Raw genomic sequence first — 20192 nt, forward strand, 5'->3', positions numbered from 1 at the left:
ATCATGAGGAGCAAGATCCATATCAGGTTCGGCCTGCTGGCCGCGGCAGTCAATTTTGCATTACTGCTGATCCAGTTTTTTGCCGGTATTTCGGTGGCGAACCCCGTTTTCAGGTTCCTGCCCGTGATATCGCTGCTGATCCTGGTGATGGCAGCCTGCCTGAAATTCAGTAAAGACGCCGGCGGAGAAGTCACTTTTGGCGAGGTATTTGGTACAGGCTTCCGCACAACGGCCGTCACCATCGTTATTTTTGCTATATTGTTCATCGTTTTTGTGCAGGTGGTGCCCGCCTACAAAGAACGGTTCATACAGGAAGCAGTAGCGGCAGGACCTAATGGCGCAAGCTCGGAAAACCCGGCGGAAGACATTGCCATGCTGCGCGACCGGTTCACCGTATCCGTATTGTCCGGCATCATCCTGATGAATTTTATACCGGGCCTTATCGCGTCCGTAATAGGCGCCGCAATAGCTAAAAAGAAATGAAACACCTAGATATATCCGTAATCGTTCCCTTAAAAAACGAAGAAGAATCGCTGCCGGAACTGGCCGCCTGGATCGCCCGTGTGATGGATGAAAACAATTTCACCTACGAGGTATGGATGGTGGACGATGGCAGTACAGATGAAAGCTGGAACATGATCCGCCACCTTTCCTCGCAAAACCCGCATATCAAAGGCATCAAGTTTCAGCGCAACTACGGCAAATCCGCCGCCCTCAACGAAGGTTTCCGCAAAGCCCAGGGCAATGTGGTCATCACCATGGACGCGGACCTGCAGGATTCCCCGGACGAGATCCCCGGCTTATACTCCATGATCGTCAACGATGGTTATGACCTCGTGAGCGGCTGGAAAAAAGTACGTTACGACAATACCCTCACCAAAAATATTCCTTCCAAACTATTCAACTGGGCCACTGTAAAGATGAGCGGCATCAAACTGCACGACTTTAACTGCGGGCTGAAGTCTTACAAAAGGAAAGTGGTAAAAACCATCGAAGTGTACGGCGAGATGCACCGTTACATCCCGGTGATAGCCAAGTGGAGCGGTTTCAGGAAGATCGGCGAAAAAGTGGTGGAACACCGCAAACGCAAATACGGCACCACCAAGTTTGGCCTGGAACGGTTTGTGAACGGATTCCTGGACCTCGCGTCCATCACCTTTGTAGGCCGCTTCGGCAAACGCCCGATGCACTTTTTCGGTGCGCTGGGCAGCCTTTTTTTCTTCATTGGTTTTATCATAGCCGGTTACCTGGCTGTGGCCAAAATATTCTGGATGCAATACAAAATGACCGAAAGACCCATGTTTTTCCTGGCCATGCTGTTGCTGATCATCGGTTCCCAACTATTCCTCACGGGTTTCCTCGCTGAAATGGTAGCCCGTAACTCCCCGGAAAGAAACTCTTACCTGGTGGAGGAAACACTGGAAAACCATCAAGGATGACCCACCAAAAAATAGTGATCATCGGCCCGGCCCACCCCATCAGGGGCGGGCTGGCTGCTTTTAACGAACGTCTTGCCCGCCAGCTGGCCGCCCAGGGCAACGAGGTATCCATCCACACCTTTACTTTCCAGTACCCTGAATTTATGTTCCCCGGCAAAACGCAGTACACCAAAGGCCCTGGCCCCGCGGACCTGCGCATTCACCGTACGGTGCATTCCCTCAACCCGCTCAACTGGCGCGCCACCGGTCTCCGCATCCGTAAAGAAAGGCCAGACGTAGTGATCATCGCCTACTGGCTGCCGTTAATGGCCATGAGCCTGGGCAGCATTGCACGATATATCCGGAAAAACGGGCATACCCGCATCATCGGGCTGGTACACAACCTCATCCCGCACGAAAAACGCCCGGGAGACGCCCTGTTGACGCGTTATTTTGTCAACAGCTGCCACGCCTTTATCACCCTCAGCAAAGAAGTGCTGGCGGATATCCGCAAACTCACGGACAAACCCGCCGTATTTTCCCCGCACCCGGTATATGACAGCTTTGGAGATGCCCTGCCCGCCACCGCAGCCAAACAGCACCTCGGCCTGGACGCCAACAAACGTTACCTGTTGTTTTTCGGCTTCATCCGTGCCTACAAAGGCCTGGACCTGCTGCTGGAAGCCATGCGCGACGAACGTATCCAGGCTATGACCAACCTCGAGCTGATCGTGGCCGGCGAATTTTATGAAGACAGGAAAAAATACGAGCCGCTGCTCAGCGACCGCGTAAAAGTGATCTCAGATTTTATCCCTGACGGCGAAGTAAAATATTATTTTTCCGCCGCCGACCTCATCGTACAGCCTTACAGAACCGCCACACAAAGCGGTATCTCGCAAATGGCCTATCATTTTGAGAAACCCATGCTGGTAACAGCCGTGGGCGGCCTCCCCGAGATCGTGCCGGACGGTAAAGCAGGTTATGTGGTGCCCCCGGACCCCAAAGCCATCGCGGACGGCATCCTGCGCTTCCTCGCCCAGCCACCGGGCGTTTTCGACGCTTTTATCCGTGAGCAGAAACAACTATATTCATGGGAGCATTTTGTAAATACCCTCGGTACTTTACAATAAATTGAAGAATTTAAGGTTATAGAAACACATGAAACCGAGCCCGGGCGGAGTTTCATTCGACTTTTAACTATAAATATCCGGATGAAAGGATTTACGGTCATACTTGCTTGTTTATTCACCACCGCCGCCATGGCCCAGCGCCTGGCCCCGGCAGACGTGGCAGCGCTCACGCAGACGGAAGATTCCCTCCGCGCCGTTCATTACGATGTGATCAACGGGAAAGTACAGGAGTTCCGCTCCTCGCGCAACGATCAGTTCATTCCCCAGCTTGTAAAAGCGTTGAAAACCAAATATTCCTTCTACTACCCTTTCGATTCCATCCGCACCATGGCCAAGGTGTACCCGCAAGACAGCACCTTCCGCATCATCACATGGCCGCTGGAAAATGATAACAGCACCTTCCGGCATTTCGGGGTGATACAGATGAACACCAAAGACGGTTCGTTGAAACTCTTTCCCCTGTTCGACAATTCCGATTTCACCAAAAATATGGACACCATCACCAACCACAAGGGCTGGTACGGATGCCTGTATTATGCCATCAAACAACAACATTATTTTAACGCTGAATATTACACCCTCTTCGGCTGGGACGCCAATTCACAGACCAGCCAGAAAAAGATCGCGGAGATGCTCACGTTCAAAAACGGCGAGCCTGTATTTGGCGGGCCTTTTTTCAGTTTCGCGGAAGATACCGTGCCCAAGCCAAACCGCAACCGCTTCGTCATCGAATACAAACGCGATGCCGTAGCCGCGCTCAACTACAACCCGGAAATGGACATGATCGTGTTTGACCATCTTATTTCCGAAACGGGAGAAGAAGTTAAAAAGTATACCCTCGTACCCGACCTGGATTATGAAGGTTTTAAATGGAAAGCCGGCAAATGGGTACACATCGAAAAAGTATTCCATGACGCTTTGCAGCAAGGCAAAGCTCCCGTAGGCGAGCCGATGGATAAAAAGAAAGTAGACCTCACCAAACCGCAGACCGCGGAAGATATAAACGCCGAAACGTTAGAAAAGGCCGCGCAGAAAGGGAAGAAAAAGAAGAAAGGGGAATAGGCCGTCAGAAACTCGGGAAATCTTCTTCCGGCAGCGGCACGTTGTTATGGGAATGATGAAAGATATGCAGCTCAAAGGCGCTGATCTTGTTCAGCGGATAATATTTCACCGGCCCGAAACCCAGCATCAACCTGATTTCCCGCAAGCTGCCCTTTAGCCCCCTGCCGTTATAGATCGGCACAAACACTACCCGTTTTCCGAAGATAGTCAGTGAATCCTTGATGATGATCTCAGGGCGTTTCCCATGTGTATATTCCGTGTAATACTCCCGCACCAGCTTAAACTTTCGTGAAAGACTCTTTTCATCCTCACCGATATCCTTCAGGTCCGCAGCCATCAGCTGCCGGAATGCCTTCTCATCGTTTTTTTCAATCGCCGTCAGCACCGCGCCGCTGGTTTCCGCAATCTGGTCCCTGTCCGCATCCGCGGGCTGCTGCGTGCAGGCGGTGAATAACAGTGCGGCAAAGACCCATAATCTCCAGGTGCTGTATTTCATAGTGATCCGGCTTTTGAATAAATAACAAACAGATTTGCGGGAATGGTGTATCCGCTCCCAATTTAAAACATTCAGCGCAATACGCGTATGCCGCCACATAAAAATGTAAGGTTGCCGGCCATTATCCGGGCATAAAGAAAAAGGGCCAACCATTTTGGTCAGCCCCTGATCGTGCAATTCCTGTTATGGTGTTTCTTATTGGTAAACTGTGGCGGCAGTGCGTTTATAGGAATATTCGCCCGAGCTGCCGTTTATCTGCCACCCCTCGCCCATGGCCTGCGTGGTTTGCCCGGGCTGGAGTGTATATTGTTCGTAGTGCGTGTAGTACGAGCCGTCGTAGTTACTTTCGTGCACCCAGACAGCGATCTCCAGCGGCCAGGGCCAGGTGAAGGCGGTCGTGATCCTCAACTCGTCCTCCCACTGGAACCCGCGCCCTTCAGGGGTTTGAACACGCACCTTGTTCAACTGCACGATCTGGATATTAGGCGGATTGTACAGGAGGTTGTACATCTGGACATCACCGTCGGACAACACGCTTTCCCTCGTATGTGTGTTACCGTTCAAATCCGTCCATACCGGTATGGCTGGGTCCCAGGCGCTGGAACCGCCGTTAGAACCGTACATCATGATAGAAAGGAAGTCCATCTGCCCGATCTCGAAGCCGGGGATGCCGCGCTCCAAATACGTTTGGTATTGGGAAACCCAGTCTGGCCTGATGTTGGCCCAGTTTATATTCACATAATAGTCACGGTCCCTTCTCGTTAATTCATGATAAAATCCAATAGCATGGCCTATTTCATGGATGGCGTTGCCGACTGAGCAGGCTGCACTTATGTTTACTTTCTGCAACCCGCCCTTCATGCCAAGGCTTTCGGACCAGCAGGCGTTGTTCTCGTCCGTTTTAAATTCGATGAAGTTCGGCTGGTTCGTACGCAGCACGAATTCCAGGTTCGTTCTATCCTCCCAGTGGGCAATGGCGTCTTCTACCACCTGTGGATTGGCAAGGTTCCAGTGAAGGGTGTAATACACCGTTCTGGAAGGCCAGAGCTGTATAAAGGTGGGAGGGCCTGCTGTACGGCCATCTTCATTGCCTTTGTATTCTCCTTTCAGGATGGCCAGCTGGCGGTCGCTCAGGTACACGTCCGGGTCCAGCTTATACCTGTCTCCGCTTTGGATGAGCGTCACTTTTTTGCCGTTAGCCTCTATGGTGACGAACTTTTCACCGGGCCGGAGGCCGGAGAGCTCCCCGCAGGAGGTACAGTTTTCAGCTGGTGGAGCGGCAGGGTCGGATATCTTATCTTTTTTACTGCAGGCAGTACCCAGCAGCAGGGTTACAACGGCGACGGACGCCGTGATCAGGTTTCGCATAGTCTCGTTTTTTTCAGATGAATAAAGGGTCTTGCACGGTTCAAAACAAGATAAAATGATTAACTGCGATGCGGCCGCAGTGAACAAAACAAAAAAGGCCGACCCAAAAAGGCCGGCCCAGGTACTTTGCAGAAAAAGAGCGACTGGTATTTTACTGCTTAGTCGCCTCTCTCCTGTCAGAATAATTCCGTTTGTATATTCCCTTCGTCATCCTCTTCTTTTTCCGCCTCTTCATCTTCTGTGATCAATTCAATGCTCACGAAATCGTCTCCGGCAATTTTGGTCCCGACTGTTTTCCAGCCAGCCACCTCATATACTTCATGCAGCGAAATCTCTTCTTCTTCGGGCGAACGTTTTTTGCCGGTGCGCAGGATCACAACAGGCTCCGCCTGCGTGGTCACCAATTCCAGGTAATTGTTCGGGCCTTCTTTGATGAAGGAGAATTTGTTGTTCAGCGTCTGTGTTTCGATCTTGAAACGTTTGATGTTGAACTGTTTTTTATCCGCGTCGAAGTATACGGCGGTCACGATCCTTTCAGGGTTGAACTTCTCGATGTAAACGGCATCGTTTGATTCGTAACGGTTCGTGATCTCGTAATTGGTAAGCTCGTAGGTGCCGTTTTTGTAGAAGACGAGGATCTTATCGTCACCTTCAAAAGAGCCCACGTAGATACCGCGCTGCTCGGTATTGAGGCGGCCTACCGCGTCATCGTACCATATCTTGATACCGCTGAGGGTGGACACGCCTTTTTCTTTGAACTTCACGGTGCGGATGGGCCATTTGGTCACCACGTTGCCCATGGAACTGCGTGCTTTGATGGGGATGGTCTCGAAGTAGAAATCGAATTCCTTTTTCTTGGCCGCGCAGTTCGGGCTGAGGCGTACAGTCACCACTTCGGCTTCCCCGTTCGGGTTCGCGGAGAAGTAATGTACTTTGGAGCCTTTTTCACCTTTGGTGAGGTGGTATTCCTTATCGCGGGTGATGCCGGTTACGTTGAAACGTTTGGCAAGACTGTAGCTGGTTTTGCCGTCTACATAGATCATATTGTAGGTCATCCGCTCATCTCCTTTACGGAATACGTCCACATGGATGATGTCTTTCCCCACAAATGTTTTATCCGCCACTTTGGTCACCAGCATTACGCCGTCGCGGCGGAATACGATGATATTATCCAGGTCCGAACAATCGGCAACAAATTCATCTTTTTTAAGCGAGGTACCGATGAAGCCGTCCTCACGGTTTACGTACAGCTTGGTATTGGCGATGGCCACCTGCTGCACCTGGATGGTGTCAAACAGTTTGATCTCGGTTTTGCGCTCGCGGCCTTTACCGTATTTTTTCAGCAGGTTCTCATAATAACCTACGGCATAATCTGTCAGGTTGGCGAGATCGTGTTTTACCTGTTTGATGTCCGCTTCGATGCCCCTGATCTGTTCCGTCAGTTCGTTGATATCCAGGCGGTAGATACGGCGCACGGGTTTTTCCGTGAGTTTGAGGATATCTTCCCGCTGTATCTCGCGTTTCAGCTGTTTTTTATACGGGCCAAAACCTTTGTCGATAGCCTGTAGTACGGTTTCCCAGTCCTTATGTTTCTGCTCCAGTTCTTTGTATATCCCTTTCTCGAAGAAGATCTTTTCGAGCGAGGTATAATGCCATTTTTCTTCCAGTTCCGCCAGCCTGATCTCCAGTTCCTTACGCAGCAGTTCTTTGGTGAAATCAGCGGAATACCGCAGCAGGTCGGATGCGCCCATGAACACCGGCCTGTCGTTCATGATCACACAGGCGTTCGGTGAAATGCTCACTTCGCAGTCCGTAAAGGCGTACAGCGCATCGATGGTGATGTCCGGCGATATGCCGGGTGCCAGCTGCACTTCTATCTCCACGTCTTTGGCGGTATTGTCCACCACCTTTTTGATCTTGATCTTCCCGTTGTCGTTCGCTTTTACGATGGATTCCATCAGCGCTGAAGTGGTAACGCCATACGGTACGTCTTTGATCAGGAGGGTCTTTTTGTCTTTCTCCTCGATATGCGCCCTTACGCGGACCTTGCCGCCGCGGCGGCCGTCGTTGTAATTGGTCACGTCTATCATGCCGCCGGTGAGGAAGTCCGGGTGCAGTTCGAACTTCTTACCCCGCAGGTACTTCACGGAAGCATCGATCAGCTCGCAGAAGTTGTGCGGGAGTATTTTTGTGCTGAGGCCCACCGCAATACCTTCCGCGCCCTGCGCAAGCAGCAGCGGGAATTTCATGGGGAGGGCGAGCGGCTCGTTCTTACGGCCGTCGTAGCTCAGTTGCCATTCCGTGGTTTTGTTGTTAAACGCAACGTCCAGTGCAAATTTGGAAAGGCGCGCCTCGATGTAACGAGCGGCGGCCGCATCGTCTCCCGTGCGTACATCCCCCCAGTTACCCTGGGTTTCGATCAGCAGGTCCTTCTGGCCGAGGTTTACGATGGCGTCGCTGATGGAAGCATCGCCATGCGGATGGTACTGCATGGTTTGCCCGATCACGTTCGCCACTTTGTTGAAACGCCCGTCATCCATTTCCTTCATGGCGTGCAGGATGCGGCGCTGCACGGGCTTCAGCCCGTCTTCCACGCCAGGTACCGCACGCTCCAGGATCACGTAGGATGCGTAATCCAGGAACCAGTCCTTATACTTCTCATCTACGTGCGCAAGGCCATGCAGTGATTCGTCCGGTGTTTCGTTGATGTTACTCATATACTTAACTGAAAAAAATTAAAGGTTATCGTTGCCCCGCCAGGAAATCGTCCCTCCAGACCCTCACCGAATCGATCTTCACATCGTCCAGCGTATTGAGCTCTATAAAGGAACAATCTTCGATGGCTTCCAGCTCGTGCCAGATGCGGATGGGGATCTCCACTTTCGCGGGGGCCGCTATCAAGTCTGTCCGTATTTCGCTCTCGTCTATCGGGCACCAGTGAAGGTAGGCCTTTCCGCTGAGCAGGTACATGATCTCGGGGTTCTTGTACTCGCTGTTGCCGAGGTGATAATGTTGCCCGCTGCTGGAGCCGGCGTTCCGGTAACAGAGAATGAAGGTGCCCGTCCTGAACGTCTGCCAGTCAAAGTTCCGGCCCCTGTTATCTTCCCCCCGCAGCTCAAGCGGCGTAATAGTGATCTGTGACATGTTATGCATTTTCAGCCGGTGCGGCATCGCCGCCGCCAGGCAATTTGATCTCGTAATCGCGCATCGTTTTCAGCTCTCCCTTATATTCCAGCTTGTCGTCCCTGATCAGCTCTTTCAGCCGCCAGTTGAGGAACTGGTCCATGACCGGGTATTTGAACTTGCCTACCACCTGCGCAATCACTTTATTCGCTTTCTGGAAATCTTTGCCGGATTGCTGGAGCAGGTCCTTGTCGAAAAAAGCGCTGGGCTCGCCACGCAGCTTTTTCCCGCCTTCCAGTATCCTTACGCCTCCGTTTTCATTCATGAGGCGGCGCCATTCGTCCCCGTCCAGCTCAAACTCCGCGAGGGATACTTCCCTGGCCAGTTTTTTGGCTTTAAGGAATTCCTTCGGCAGTATCTGGCTGAGGTGAGTGGGGTAAAACACGCCGTTCTTTTCGTTGAGGAAAGGCAGGTTGTTCAGGTAAATGAGGTGGATGCGGCCGGAGAAACGATCCAGCTGGCTGATGAGCCAGTAATAACCGCATACGTCCGTAGCATTTTGACCTGCCCATATCCAGATGATCAGCTCTTCTTCTTCACGGAGGCGGGCTTTCAGTTCCCGGATAGGGTCCGCGGGTGCCACGGCCACTTCTCCTTCCGCGGGAGCGGCCACTACCACGTCCTGCACGGTGTTCCACCATTCCTTGCGCGCAGAGCGCCCGTCCGGCGTGTCCAGGATAAAGAGCGGGCCTACGGCGAGGTCGTCCTCAAAACTCATTATTTCTCCTTCCAGCAGTGGGTCCAGTTCCATGGCCGCTTTCAGGTTGGCCTCGGAAGATTGCCCGAATACAATATGTAATGTCATCTCAGTTTGTACAGTTATAATTAAGCCTTGGCTTCTTCAGCCTCCTCTACCAGGTCTTTTTCGTAGCGCAGGTTGCTGATGATAAAGTCCTGCCTGTGCTGGGTGTTTTTGCCCATATAATATTCCAGCATTTTGGCCACCGGCATTTCCTGCGAAGGAATAATAGGCGATTTACGCATATCGTCGCCAATGAACTGGCCGAACTCTTCAGGGGAAATTTCACCCAGGCCTTTAAATCGTGTGATCTCGGGTTTATTGCCCAGCTTTTTCACCGCTTTCTGTTTTTCTTCCTCGCTGTAGCAGTAAATGGTCTGCTGTTTGTTCCGCACTCGGAACAGCGGGGTTTCCAGGATGTACACGTGCCCGTTCTTCACCAGGTCCGGGAAGAACTGGAGGAAAAACGTGAGCATCAGCAGGCGGATGTGCATGCCGTCCACGTCCGCATCGGTGGCTATCACGATATTATTGTACCGCAGCCCTTCCATGCCTTCTTCGATATTGAGGGCGTGTTGCAACAGGTTAAATTCTTCGTTCTCGTATACGATCTTTTTGGTGAGGCCGTAACAGTTCAGCGGTTTACCACGAAGGCTGAACACAGCCTGCGTCTCCACGTTACGGCTTTTGGTGATGGAGCCGCTCGCGGAATCGCCCTCCGTGATAAAGATGGTGGTTTCCTTTTGTTTGCTGACCAGCTCCTCTTTTTGTTTGCCGCTGTACTCCTCGTTCATATGCACACGGCAGTCCCGCAGCTTTTTATTGTGGAGATTGGCTTTTTTGGCGCGTTCGTTCGCCAGTTTTTTGATGCCGGCCAGTTCCTTCCTTTCCCTTTCGCTCTGTTCGATCCTTTTTTTGAGGGCGTCCGCCGCGGAAGAGTTCCGGTGCAGGTAATCGTCCAGTTGTTTGCTGAGGAACTCCAGCACGAAGGCTTTCATGCTCTGCCCGCCTTCGGACACCGTAATGGAGCCCAGTTTGGTTTTGGTCTGGCTCTCGAACACCGGCTCCTGCACGCGTACCGCAATGGCCGCACAGATGGAGGCGCGTATATCGGTAGCGTCGTAGTCTTTTTTGTAGAAATCCCGCACGGTCTTTACAAAGGCCTCGCGGAAAGCAGCCAGGTGCGTACCGCCCTGGGTGGTATGCTGGCCGTTTACAAAGGAATAATATTCCTCGCCGTATTGATTTTCGTGGGTAATGGCCACTTCAATGTCCTCGCCTTTCAGGTGAATGACGGGGTACCGCAGGTCGTCCGGGTTGGTTTTGCGCTGCAGGAGGTCCAGCAGGCCATTTTTGGAAATGAACTTCTGCCCGTTGAAATTGATGATAAGCCCGGCATTGAGGAAACAGTAGTTCCATATCTGGTTCTCCAGGAAGTCCGGGATATAATGATAGTTCTTAAAAACGGTATCATCCGGGCTGAAGGTCACCAAAGTGCCGTTCGGCTCGCTGGTGCCGGTTTCCTTGTGTTCCTTCGTGAGCACGCCCCTTTCGAACTCCGCGGCTTTGGCTTTGCCTTCGCGCACGGAAGTGACCTTAAAATAGCTGCTGAGGGCATTCACGGCTTTGGTACCCACCCCGTTCAGCCCCACGGACTTCTGGAAGGCCTTGCTGTCGTATTTCGCGCCGGTGTTGATCTTGCTCACCACGTCCACCACCTTGCCCAGGGGGATGCCCCTGCCAAAGTCCCGCACGGTCACGCTATGTTCGGAGACTTTAATGTCGATCTGCTTGCCGAAGCCCATCATATGCTCATCTATACAGTTATCCACCACTTCCTTGATGAGAATGTAAATACCATCGTCCATACTGCTGCCGTCTCCCAGCTTGCCGATATACATTCCGGGGCGCAGGCGGATGTGCTCCCGCCAGTCCAGCGAACGGATGGATTCCTCCGTATAGGCATTGAACATGTCTTTATTTTCTGCCATAGTCTGTCTGTTAATCTCTTGATGTTGAAACCGTTGGGGTGAGGCTGGCCCCGGCCCCTTACTAAATCTTTTAGCAAAACCCGGTCGTTGGCAAAAATAAAGGATTGTCCCAATATCCCAAGTAGATTTTATGCACCATACTTATTTTATTGGAATTGAAAGATTTGGGGGGATATTCACATTCTCCTCCCACGCTCCCCGCCTTTTAAGCAAAATAAATAACACGTTCGTATAATAACGCGTAATTAAAAAAATGCATATTTTATTAGATAAGTGATCAACAACGGGCTATCAAATAAATTTCTATTCAAATATTATTTTATATGATTAAATTATCTATATTTACATCCGGCTTCCGAAAGAAAACAGAAAACCTAGTAAAGAACTAAATGTATCCTGATGAAAACTGTCTTTTTTACGTTAGTTATTGCTGTATTGATAGTCGCACTCGTGGTTACCTTCCTGGTAAGCCAGGAACAGCGGGATATGCACCGTTTCAAAAACGTGTTCATCCGCATGATGCAGAAGTTCGACTCCTGGCAGATGTTACGCTGAGGGTATTTCTCCCTTAAATTTATCCAGAACACAACTTTTTAACTTATTAATCCCTATACCTATGAAAACCGGCTTACTATTTAAACTGGCATGCCTGTGCATTGCCTCCGTGGTCCTGATCGCCCATTTCGCGCGTACTTATATGAAGAAAACGCGCCTGGTGAAGCTGCGCTCCGCCCACTAAGCCAAAACACAAGCCATACCCTGGTAATAAAGGCATACCAGGGCACAGTTGAGAAAAAAAACTGACCCGTTCCATCTGGCGCGGGTCTTTTTTATTCCCTTTATAATATTTTTATCCTTTTATGATACTATCCTCACAAAAAAGCCCAAAACATTTGTAAACCCCGTCAGGATTGCGTATATTGTCTTCACACACAGGATTATACACTACAGTTACAGCTTACACTCGAGGATACGGTCCACGCCGTACCCCGGCCATTAATTGATATTACCGTCAATAGTGATGCGACCACATTACTGCCGGTACCATATTCCACACACCAATGAAAAGATACCAAATAGTAGCTATTGCTGCTGTAGGCCTGTTGTTCTTCCGTGCATGTACCTCCTCTTCAGGCACGCGTAATACATCCGCCGGCAAACTGCCGGATGAGGTAGATTACAATTTCCACATCAGGCCTATCCTCTCAGACAAATGTTTTACCTGCCACGGACCAGACGCCAACAAACGTGAAGCCGGCCTCCGCCTGGATATTGGAGACAGTGCATTTAAAGCGCTCAAAGAAACGCCCGGCGCCTTCGCTTTTATTCCCGGCAAACCGCATGAATCGGAAGTGTACAAAAGGCTTATCTCGGAAGATTCTTCCCTGCGCATGCCTCCTCCCAATTCCAATCTCCAGCTCACCCAGCACGAGATCAAACTGATCGAAAAGTGGATCAAACAAGGCGCGAAATACAAACCGCACTGGGCCTTCGTGCCCCCCAAAGCCGTGAAACCGCCGGAAGTGGACGATGAAAAATGGCCACGGAACGAGATCGATAATTTTGTACTGACGGCCATGGAGCAACATGGGCTCAAACCCAATCCCGAAGCAGACCGCGAGCGCCTGCTGAAACGCGCCTGCCTGGACCTCACCGGCCTCCCCCCTTCCCTCGACATGATGGACCGCTTCCTTGCGGACACCCGGCCCGACGCATACGAACGGCTGATAGACACCCTGCTGGCCATGCCGCAGTACGGCGAAAAAATGGCCGTGCACTGGATGGACGTAGCCAGGTATGCGGACAGTCATGGCTACCAGGATGATAATTACCGTAGCCAATGGCCCTGGCGCGACTGGGTGATCCACGCCTTTAATACAAACATTCCCTACAATAATTTCGTCACCTGGCAACTGGCCGGCGACCTTTTACCCGGCTCCACCCGCGAGCAGCTCCTCGCCTCCGGCTTCAACCGCAACCACAAGATCACCGAAGAAGGCGGGGTGATAGACGAGGAATACCGCGTGGAATATGTGCGTGACCGGACAAATACCCTGGGCAAAGCTTTCCTCGGCGTTACGATCGAATGCGCGCAATGCCACGACCACAAATACGATCCCTTCACACAAAAAGAATATTACGAGCTCACCGCCTTCTTCAACAACATCCGTGAAGTAGGCCTGGAATCCACCGTAGGCGGGCCTGAAACATACGCCAAAACGCCTTACATGGAGATTTCGAACGCGGAGGTGAAAGACGTGCTCTCGTTCGTAAACCGCACGGACACAAACCGGCTGATCGTATCCGTGATGGGCGATAAAGATTCAGTGCATCCTACGTATATCCTTAACCGTGGGGTATACGATGCCCACGGCCCTGAAGTGACCGCAGGCACGCCCCGCTCTATCATGAGCTTCAGCAATCTTCCGCCCAACAGGCTGGGGTTGTCCGAATGGCTTTTCAGCCGGCAAAACCCGCTTACCGCAAGAGTTTTCGTGAACCGTATGTGGCAGGAAGTATTTGGTAAAGGTATCGTTAAAACCTCCGGCGACTTCGGCATGCAGGGCGAGCTGCCCTCCCACCCCGAACTGCTGGACTGGCTGGCGGTGGACTTTATGGAGCACAACTGGGACATCAAACGGCTGATGAAAAAGATGGTGACCTCCGCCACTTACAGGCAGAGCGCCGTAGTGCCGAAAGACAAAATACAATCTGATCCTGATAATATCTGGCTTTCCCGCGCACCGCGCTTCCGCCTGCCCGCAGAGGGCGTACGGGACCTGGTGCTGGGCAGCAGCGGCCTGCTCGTGAAAAAGATCGGCGGCCCCAGCGTAAAACCCTACCAGCCGAAAGGCCTCTGGGAACTGGCCACCTCCGGCCGCGGCATCCTGGCGCGGTACCAGCAGGATCATGGCGAAAGCCTTTACCGCCGCGGGTTGTACACCTTCATCAAAAGAACCGTGCCGCCACCTTCGCTGATGATATTCGACGGCAGCAACCGCGACCAGTGTGAAGTAAAAAGATCCACCACCAACACGCCGTTACAGGCGCTCGTGATGCTGAACGACCCTACCGTGCTGGAAGCCTCGCGCGTACTGGCGGCAAAGCTGCTGCGGGAGAAGAAGGAACCGGTGGAAACGGCTTTCAGGATGATCGTTTGCCGCAAACCGCAACCGAAGGAACTCGCCATATTGCAGGAATATTATAAAGACCAGCAGGCGCATTTCCTCGCCCAGCCGGATATGGCGGACAAACTCATCCATAACGGTGAATACCAGCTGCCTGAAAAGAAAGAAGTACCGGCAGTAGCCGCGCTGATGCAGGTGATCACGGCTATATACAATCTCGAAGAATCGACCAGCAAAAGCTGACAGGCATTAGATACATACAAGCTGAACAGGAACACTGCACAGCTCTTGTCCGGCAATTATAACACCGCTGATAAAACAATCTCCTGAAAGATTCCGATCAGCATCCTAACATCTAAACACGTCTCTGATGGATAAAGAATTCCTGGAACACGGCCTGAATATGAACCGCCGCCGCTTCCTGAGCCGCCTGAGCCTCGGGCTGGGCAGCGTGGCCCTCGGTTCCCTCCTCATTCCGGACCTGCTCAGCGGCGGCGCGGGCGCCGAAGAAATGGGCTTCCCGCCCGGCATACCGCACTTCGCGCCCAAAGCCAAAAGAGTGATCTATCTCTTCCAGAACGGCGCACCCTCGCAGCTGGAATCGTTCGATTATAAACCGAAGCTCCGTGAAATGATGGGACAGGAACTGCCTGCCTCCATCCGTATGGGGCAAAGGCTCACGGGCATGACTGCCGGACAGGCTTCTTTCCCGCTGGTAGGCTCCTTCTACGACTTCAAACAATACGGCCAGGCCCGCGCATGGGTGAGCGACCTCTTCCCACATACGGCAAAAGTGGTGGATGATATCTGCATTATCCGCTCCATGTTCACCGAAGCCATCAACCACGACCCGGCGCTTACGTTCTTCCAGACCGGCGCGCAGCAGGGCAACCGCCCCAGCATGGGCGCATGGCTCAGTTATGGTTTGGGCAGCGAAAACAAAAACCTGCCGGCCTTCTGCGTACTGCTTTCCCGCGGCAAAGGCAACGGCCAGGGCGTATATTCCAAGCTCTGGACAAACGGTTTCCTGGACAGCATTCACCAGGGCGTACAGTTCAGCAGCGGCGAAAGCCCCGTGCTGTACCTGAACAATCCCACCGGCATGGATTCCACCGGCCGCCGCAAGATGCTGGACAAACTCTCCGAACTGAATCATCTCGCCTACAGCGAATTTGGCGATCCCGAGATCAATACCAAGATCGCGCAGTACGAAATGGCATACCGCATGCAGACCGCCGTGCCTGACATTACAGACCTCACCAAGGAACCCGACGATATCATCAAACTCTACGGCCCGAACTGCCTCGTACCCGGCACCTTCGCTTCCAACTGCCTGCTCGCGCGCAAACTCAGCGAGAACGGCGTGCGTTTCGTACAGCTGTATCACCAGGGATGGGATCAGCACGGCAACCTGCCTAAAGAAATGGCCAACCAGGCGATGGACGTAGACCAGGCTTCCGCGGCGCTCATCACCGATCTGAAACAACGCGGCATGCTGGACGAAACGCTCGTGATATGGGGCGGCGAATTTGGCCGTACCAATTACAGCCAGGGCAAATTGTCCGCCGATAATTACGGCCGCGACCATCATCCCCGCTGCTTCTCCATCTGGATGGCCGGCGGCGGCGTAAAACCCGGCATCGTGTACGGAGAAACCGACGACTTTGGTTACAACATCACCAAAGACCCCGTACACGTACACGACTTCCAGGCCACGGTGATGAACCTGCTGGGACTGGACCACGAAAAACTCATCTACAAACACCTCGGCCGCCGATACCGTCTCACAGACGTGTCTGGCACCGTTATAAAAGACCTGATAGCATAACTATATGAACAGAAGAAAATTCCTGCAGTCCGCAGCCATCGCCGGCGGCGCATTTTATATCAGCAATGGGTTATTTGCCCGCGAAAACGGCGCAGTGTATGGTCATAACAATATGAAGTACCGGCTGGACAACAAGTGGGGCAACCTCGATCCCGCACGCTTTCCCGTAAAGGACTGCCATGAGATGATACAGGACAAAAAAGGCCGCGTGTTCCTGCTCACAAACGAGACTAAAAACAATGTACTGATCTATAACAAAAGCGGTAAACTGCTGAACAGCTGGGGGCATGAATTCCCCGGTGCGCACGGCCTCACGCTGTCTCCCGAAGGCACGCTTTTTATAACGGACACAGACCGTCACCAGGTGTTCAAAACCACGCTGGACGGGAAGATCCTCCTCACTATCGATTACCCGGCCGAAAGCGGCGTGTATGCCAAAAAGGAAGCCTTTGTACCAACGGAAACCACCGTGGCGGACAATGGCGATTTTTTTATCGCGGACGGCTACGGCTCCCAGTACATCCTTCACTATAACGCATCCGGCAAGCTGCTCGGCTTCTTCGGCGGCAAAGGCAAGGAAGATAAACACCTGGACAACGCACACGGCATTACCATCGATAAAAGGAACGGAACGCCCACCCTGCTGGTAACAGACCGCACACGCAACTGTTTCAAACGTTTCAGCATGAGCGGCGAACTGCAGGAGAAGATCATGCTGCCCGGCGCCTGCGTGTGCCGGCCCGTGATCAAAGGCGATCATCTCTACGCGGCCGTACTGCGCTCTCCGGACCTGGGCAGCGAAGGCAGCGGTTTTATCACGATCCTCGACAAAGACAATAAAGTAGTGTCCAACCTCGGCGGCACCGCGCCCGAATATGAAAACGGCGTGCTTAAACCTATGCGGCAGGCGGAAAAAATATTACATCAGCCACATGATGTAATGGTGGATGATGAAGAAAACATTTATGTAGCGCAATGGGCTTCCAACAAAGTATATCCCTATAAATTCAAACGCGTGTAGCATGCTGAAAAAGATTGCGGACAATGCGCTTATCGCGTGTAATATATTTATCCTTTTCCTGCTCGTTTTTTATCAGCACCTGCACATCCCCGCCTGGCTGCAGGTGGCGGGCAGGATGCATCCTTTGCTGCTGCACTTCCCGATCGTACTGATCATACTCGCCGTATCGCTGGATTTCATGAAATTCAGAGACAGGAGCCTGCTGAACGGGCTTTGGCTGGTAGGCTGTTTATCCGCCGCGCTGTCCGTGATCATGGGCATCATCCTTTCCCGCGAGGAAGGATACGGCGGCGATATGCTTGCCTGGCACAAATGGGCGGGCGTTGCCGTGCTCTGGATCGCCACGGCGCTCTACTGGTACCGCAGCACCAAAGTGAAAGCTGAAACGCTTTCTGTCAACAAGCTGCTGAAACCCGGCGGCGCACTGCTGCTGATCGCCATCGCCGTTACCGGCCACTTCGGCGCGAACCTTACCCACGGGGACGATTTCCTGCTGGCGCCGGTAACGCCCAAGCCCAAAGGCGTACCGATTGCACAGGCCGCCGTGTTCGACCACCTCGTGAAGCCGATACTGGAACAGAAATGTTACAGTTGTCACAACTCCGCCAAAGCAAAAGGCGAACTACTGATGCAAACCACGGAGCAATTGCTGAAAGGCGGAAAGACCGGCCCTTTGTTCATCGCCGGCAACCCGGCCGCCAGCCTGATGATGGAGCGCCTTCATCTCCCGCTGGACGCGAAAGAGCATATGCCTCCTAAAAACAAAACACAACTTACGGATGAAGAAATAGACATTCTCCAACAATGGATCAGCCATGGCGCTGATTTTAAACTGATGGTATCCGCGCTTCCCCGGGAAGATACCCTGTACCAGCTGGCGGCTCAATTCCTTGGAGGGTCATCGGAAGAAGACTATACCTTCGCCGCCGCCAGCGAAAGCACGCTTAAAAAACTCAACAACAACTACCGCGTCATTTATCCCATTGCACGGAACAGCCCGGCGCTGGTAGCGAACTTTTATAACAAAGACCAGTACAACAAAAAGGCGCTGGAAGAATTGCTGCCGCTGAAAGACCAGCTGGTGGAGCTTCACCTGCAAAAGATGCCCGTCAAGGACGAAGACCTCGCAGTGATCAAACAATTCACACAACTGCGCAGGATCAACCTGGACTTCACCTCCATCAAAGGTGACGGGCTGAAAGAACTCGCCGCGCTGCCTCACCTGCAAAGCCTTGCCCTCTCCGGCACCGCCATCAGCCTGCCGCATCTGCAGCCGCTGATGCAAAATAAAACGCTGCGTGAGGTATATTGCTGGAGCACATCACTCACCAACGGCGAATGGGACCAGCTGGATAAACAAAAACGCATCCGTTTTGAAAGAGGATACAACGCCAGTGCCAGCGAGCCGCTGAAGCTGAATGCCCCTATCATAGAAAACGAACAGACCATTTTCCTCAACCAGCAGACGCTTTCCCTGCGCCACCCTATCAAAGGCACGGAGATAAGATACACGCTGGACGGTACGGAGCCTGACAGTGTGAATTCCCAGGTGTATATGGACAGCCTGCGGATTGACAGCTCCTTCACCGTAAAGGCCCGCGCCTATAAGGCAGGTTGGTACGGCAGCGAAGTGGTAAAGGCCCGTTTCCTGAAAACCACCTATCAGCCGGACGATGCCGTGCTGCTGAAACCCGCCAATGAAAAGTATACCGGTGAGGGCGCCAAAACTTTCCTGGACCACCAGACCGGCAATTTCGACTTTGGCAACGGCAAATGGCTCGGCTTCCGTTACAACGATATGGAGTTGCTGTTGCTGTTTAAAAAGCCCGTCAACGTGAGCGAGGTGACCGTGAGTACCCTGCAACGCAAAGACAGTTACATCTTCCCCCCGCAACGCCTGGAGATATGGGGCGGTGCCAATCCGGATAAACTTACCCTCCTTAAGACCATACATCCCGTCATGCCCGGCAAAGACACGCCCCCGGCCTATAATCCGCTGGAGTGTAAATTCTCCGGCAAGGAGGTGAGCTGCCTGAAGGTAGTGGCGGTACCCGTACCCAAACTCCCTTCCTGGCACGAGGGCAAAGGGAAAAAAGCATGGGTGTTCGTGGATGAAGTGCTGATCAATTAGACAAAATACTACCATGATCATCCGGCGATCTCTCGGTGATCCTCCGACCATCCTCCGACGACCCTCCGACCAAAGTACCTCAAACCCTTGCTACGACCGAACACGGTCGGAGGATGGTCGGAGGATGTCAGGAGGATGTCAGTAGGGTGATGCTTCAAATGCAGCACCATGGCCGGTTTAAGGGACGGCCATTTCCTAGTGATTTAGTAGGGAATGACCGAGAAATTTCAGTTAAACCAGGGAATAGGCCAATACCACTGATGATATTTTAACCCTCAAATCTTATTAGAATTAAAATAATATCAAAGTGCGTTTTGATTTAAAATACATTTGCTAAAATATTTAGCTCATATGGATAATAAAGACGTATTGATCCAATTTGAAGCGCTCAGGGAATCCATAGTAAACATGGAGACCAATGTGAATAAAAGATTAGATAGTTTAGAGGGTATCAACTCCAGGGTTGTTGAAAGGCTGGATGGCATCAGCGTAAGGCTGGATGGCATGGATGTAAGATTCGACATAAGGTTATCTAATATAGAAGCCCGGTTGGATAACATCGAAGAAGACATTAATGTAATCAGTAAATGGGTTCCTTTCAGGTCCCCCATACCTGATTTCAGTACGCCGCTGAAAAAGTAAACGCACAAAAAAGCCCTTTCAAACGAAAGGGCTTTTTTGTGTCAGTCACACATTA

At 52.1% G+C, this 20192-nt stretch carries 17 protein-coding genes; 11 read left to right on the forward strand and 6 right to left on the reverse strand.

Features of this window, described 5'->3' with window-relative positions; translation table 11 throughout:
• The first annotated feature begins 3 nt into the window (after positions 1-3).
• From EG028_RS02290 to EG028_RS02305, 4 genes are all read left to right on the forward strand, one after another.
• Positions 4-483 carry a DUF4199 domain-containing protein gene (locus EG028_RS02290; RefSeq protein WP_120514425.1) on the forward strand — a complete coding sequence of 160 codons (480 nt, stop codon included), beginning with the start codon at positions 4-6 and terminating at the stop codon, positions 481-483.
• Complete coding sequence (locus tag EG028_RS02295) at positions 480-1439, forward strand: glycosyltransferase family 2 protein (RefSeq protein ID WP_120514426.1); 960 nt, start codon at positions 480-482, stop codon at positions 1437-1439. The genes EG028_RS02290 and EG028_RS02295 overlap by 4 nt, the downstream gene beginning before the upstream one ends.
• Positions 1436-2548, forward strand: coding sequence for a glycosyltransferase (locus EG028_RS02300; RefSeq protein ID WP_120514427.1), 1113 nt, complete (start codon positions 1436-1438; stop codon positions 2546-2548). The genes EG028_RS02295 and EG028_RS02300 overlap by 4 nt, the downstream gene beginning before the upstream one ends.
• An 81-nt stretch (positions 2549-2629) precedes the next feature.
• On the forward strand, positions 2630-3610 hold the full coding sequence (locus EG028_RS02305) for a hypothetical protein (RefSeq protein WP_120514428.1): 981 nt from the start codon (positions 2630-2632) through the stop codon (positions 3608-3610).
• 4 nt (positions 3611-3614) lie between these two features.
• Here the strand turns inward: EG028_RS02305 and EG028_RS02310 are convergent, their stop codons facing one another.
• The 6 genes from EG028_RS02310 to EG028_RS02335 all read right to left on the reverse strand — a co-directional run bounded on the left by EG028_RS02310 (position 3615) and on the right by EG028_RS02335 (position 11387).
• Positions 3615-4106 carry a hypothetical protein gene (locus tag EG028_RS02310; RefSeq protein WP_123864524.1) on the reverse strand — a complete coding sequence of 164 codons (492 nt, stop codon included), beginning with the start codon at positions 4104-4106 and terminating at the stop codon, positions 3615-3617.
• A 195-nt stretch (positions 4107-4301) separates the two neighbouring features.
• Positions 4302-5474, reverse strand: a complete 1173-nt coding sequence (locus EG028_RS02315; protein WP_120514430.1) for a M12 family metallopeptidase — start codon at positions 5472-5474, stop codon at positions 4302-4304.
• A gap of 176 nt (positions 5475-5650) precedes the next feature.
• The gene (locus EG028_RS02320) at positions 5651-8191 is read right to left on the reverse strand and encodes a DNA gyrase/topoisomerase IV subunit A (protein WP_120514431.1); all 2541 of its coding nucleotides are present in this window, start codon (positions 8189-8191) and stop codon (positions 5651-5653) included.
• 25 nt (positions 8192-8216) lie between these two features.
• Positions 8217-8618: a hypothetical protein gene (locus EG028_RS02325; RefSeq protein WP_123864525.1), complete on the reverse strand. Its 402-nt coding sequence runs from the start codon at positions 8616-8618 to the stop codon at positions 8217-8219.
• 1 nt (position 8619) lies between these two features.
• Positions 8620-9462, reverse strand: a complete 843-nt coding sequence (locus tag EG028_RS02330; RefSeq protein WP_120514433.1) for a DUF1835 domain-containing protein — start codon at positions 9460-9462, stop codon at positions 8620-8622.
• Positions 9463-9482: 20 nt separating this feature from the next.
• On the reverse strand, positions 9483-11387 hold the full coding sequence (locus tag EG028_RS02335; RefSeq protein ID WP_120514434.1) for a DNA topoisomerase IV subunit B: 1905 nt from the start codon (positions 11385-11387) through the stop codon (positions 9483-9485).
• Between the two features lie 399 nt (positions 11388-11786).
• Between EG028_RS02335 and EG028_RS27620 the strand changes: the two genes are divergently transcribed.
• From EG028_RS27620 to EG028_RS02360, 7 genes are all read left to right on the forward strand, one after another.
• On the forward strand, positions 11787-11942 hold the full coding sequence (locus tag EG028_RS27620; RefSeq protein ID WP_162946217.1) for a hypothetical protein: 156 nt from the start codon (positions 11787-11789) through the stop codon (positions 11940-11942).
• 61 nt (positions 11943-12003) lie between these two features.
• The gene (locus tag EG028_RS28000; protein ID WP_262707095.1) at positions 12004-12126 is read left to right on the forward strand and encodes a hypothetical protein; all 123 of its coding nucleotides are present in this window, start codon (positions 12004-12006) and stop codon (positions 12124-12126) included.
• Positions 12127-12448: 322 nt separating this feature from the next.
• Positions 12449-14758: a PSD1 and planctomycete cytochrome C domain-containing protein gene (locus tag EG028_RS02340; RefSeq protein WP_120514435.1), complete on the forward strand. Its 2310-nt coding sequence runs from the start codon at positions 12449-12451 to the stop codon at positions 14756-14758.
• Between the two features lie 127 nt (positions 14759-14885).
• Positions 14886-16343 (forward strand): DUF1501 domain-containing protein, encoded by a 1458-nt coding sequence (locus EG028_RS02345; protein WP_120514436.1) that lies wholly within the window; start codon positions 14886-14888, stop codon positions 16341-16343.
• A 4-nt stretch (positions 16344-16347) separates the two neighbouring features.
• Positions 16348-17364: an NHL repeat-containing protein gene (locus EG028_RS02350; protein WP_120514437.1), complete on the forward strand. Its 1017-nt coding sequence runs from the start codon at positions 16348-16350 to the stop codon at positions 17362-17364.
• A gap of 1 nt (position 17365) precedes the next feature.
• Positions 17366-19495 carry a c-type cytochrome domain-containing protein gene (locus EG028_RS02355; RefSeq protein WP_120514438.1) on the forward strand — a complete coding sequence of 710 codons (2130 nt, stop codon included), beginning with the start codon at positions 17366-17368 and terminating at the stop codon, positions 19493-19495.
• Between the two features lie 351 nt (positions 19496-19846).
• On the forward strand, positions 19847-20137 hold the full coding sequence (locus EG028_RS02360) for a hypothetical protein (RefSeq protein ID WP_120514439.1): 291 nt from the start codon (positions 19847-19849) through the stop codon (positions 20135-20137).
• Positions 20138-20192 lie beyond the last annotated feature (55 nt).

This window comes from Chitinophaga barathri (assembly GCF_003807585.1).
GTDB lineage: Bacteria > Bacteroidota > Bacteroidia > Chitinophagales > Chitinophagaceae > Chitinophaga > Chitinophaga barathri.

Excerpts from the sequence above, each read along its gene's own strand:
- EG028_RS02335 (WP_120514434.1), bottom strand. The coding sequence starts at position 11,387 with ATGGCAGAAAATAAAGACATGTTCAATGCCTATACGGAGGAATCCATC.
- EG028_RS02330 (WP_120514433.1), bottom strand. The coding sequence starts at position 9,462 with ATGACATTACATATTGTATTCGGGCAATCTTCCGAGGCCAACCTGAAA.
- EG028_RS02310 (WP_123864524.1), bottom strand. The coding sequence starts at position 4,106 with ATGAAATACAGCACCTGGAGATTATGGGTCTTTGCCGCACTGTTATTC.
- EG028_RS02345 (WP_120514436.1), top strand. The coding sequence starts at position 14,886 with ATGGATAAAGAATTCCTGGAACACGGCCTGAATATGAACCGCCGCCGC.
- EG028_RS02295 (WP_120514426.1), top strand. The coding sequence starts at position 480 with ATGAAACACCTAGATATATCCGTAATCGTTCCCTTAAAAAACGAAGAA.
- EG028_RS02320 (WP_120514431.1), bottom strand. The coding sequence starts at position 8,191 with ATGAGTAACATCAACGAAACACCGGACGAATCACTGCATGGCCTTGCG.
- EG028_RS02300 (WP_120514427.1), top strand. The coding sequence starts at position 1,436 with ATGACCCACCAAAAAATAGTGATCATCGGCCCGGCCCACCCCATCAGG.
- EG028_RS02325 (WP_123864525.1), bottom strand. The coding sequence starts at position 8,618 with ATGTCACAGATCACTATTACGCCGCTTGAGCTGCGGGGGGAAGATAAC.
- EG028_RS02355 (WP_120514438.1), top strand. The coding sequence starts at position 17,366 with ATGCTGAAAAAGATTGCGGACAATGCGCTTATCGCGTGTAATATATTT.
- EG028_RS02340 (WP_120514435.1), top strand. The coding sequence starts at position 12,449 with ATGAAAAGATACCAAATAGTAGCTATTGCTGCTGTAGGCCTGTTGTTC.
- EG028_RS02290 (WP_120514425.1), top strand. The coding sequence starts at position 4 with ATGAGGAGCAAGATCCATATCAGGTTCGGCCTGCTGGCCGCGGCAGTC.
- EG028_RS02360 (WP_120514439.1), top strand. The coding sequence starts at position 19,847 with ATGGATAATAAAGACGTATTGATCCAATTTGAAGCGCTCAGGGAATCC.
- EG028_RS02350 (WP_120514437.1), top strand. The coding sequence starts at position 16,348 with ATGAACAGAAGAAAATTCCTGCAGTCCGCAGCCATCGCCGGCGGCGCA.
- EG028_RS28000 (WP_262707095.1), top strand. The coding sequence starts at position 12,004 with ATGAAAACCGGCTTACTATTTAAACTGGCATGCCTGTGCATTGCCTCC.
- EG028_RS02315 (WP_120514430.1), bottom strand. The coding sequence starts at position 5,474 with ATGCGAAACCTGATCACGGCGTCCGTCGCCGTTGTAACCCTGCTGCTG.
- EG028_RS27620 (WP_162946217.1), top strand. The coding sequence starts at position 11,787 with ATGAAAACTGTCTTTTTTACGTTAGTTATTGCTGTATTGATAGTCGCA.
- EG028_RS02305 (WP_120514428.1), top strand. The coding sequence starts at position 2,630 with ATGAAAGGATTTACGGTCATACTTGCTTGTTTATTCACCACCGCCGCC.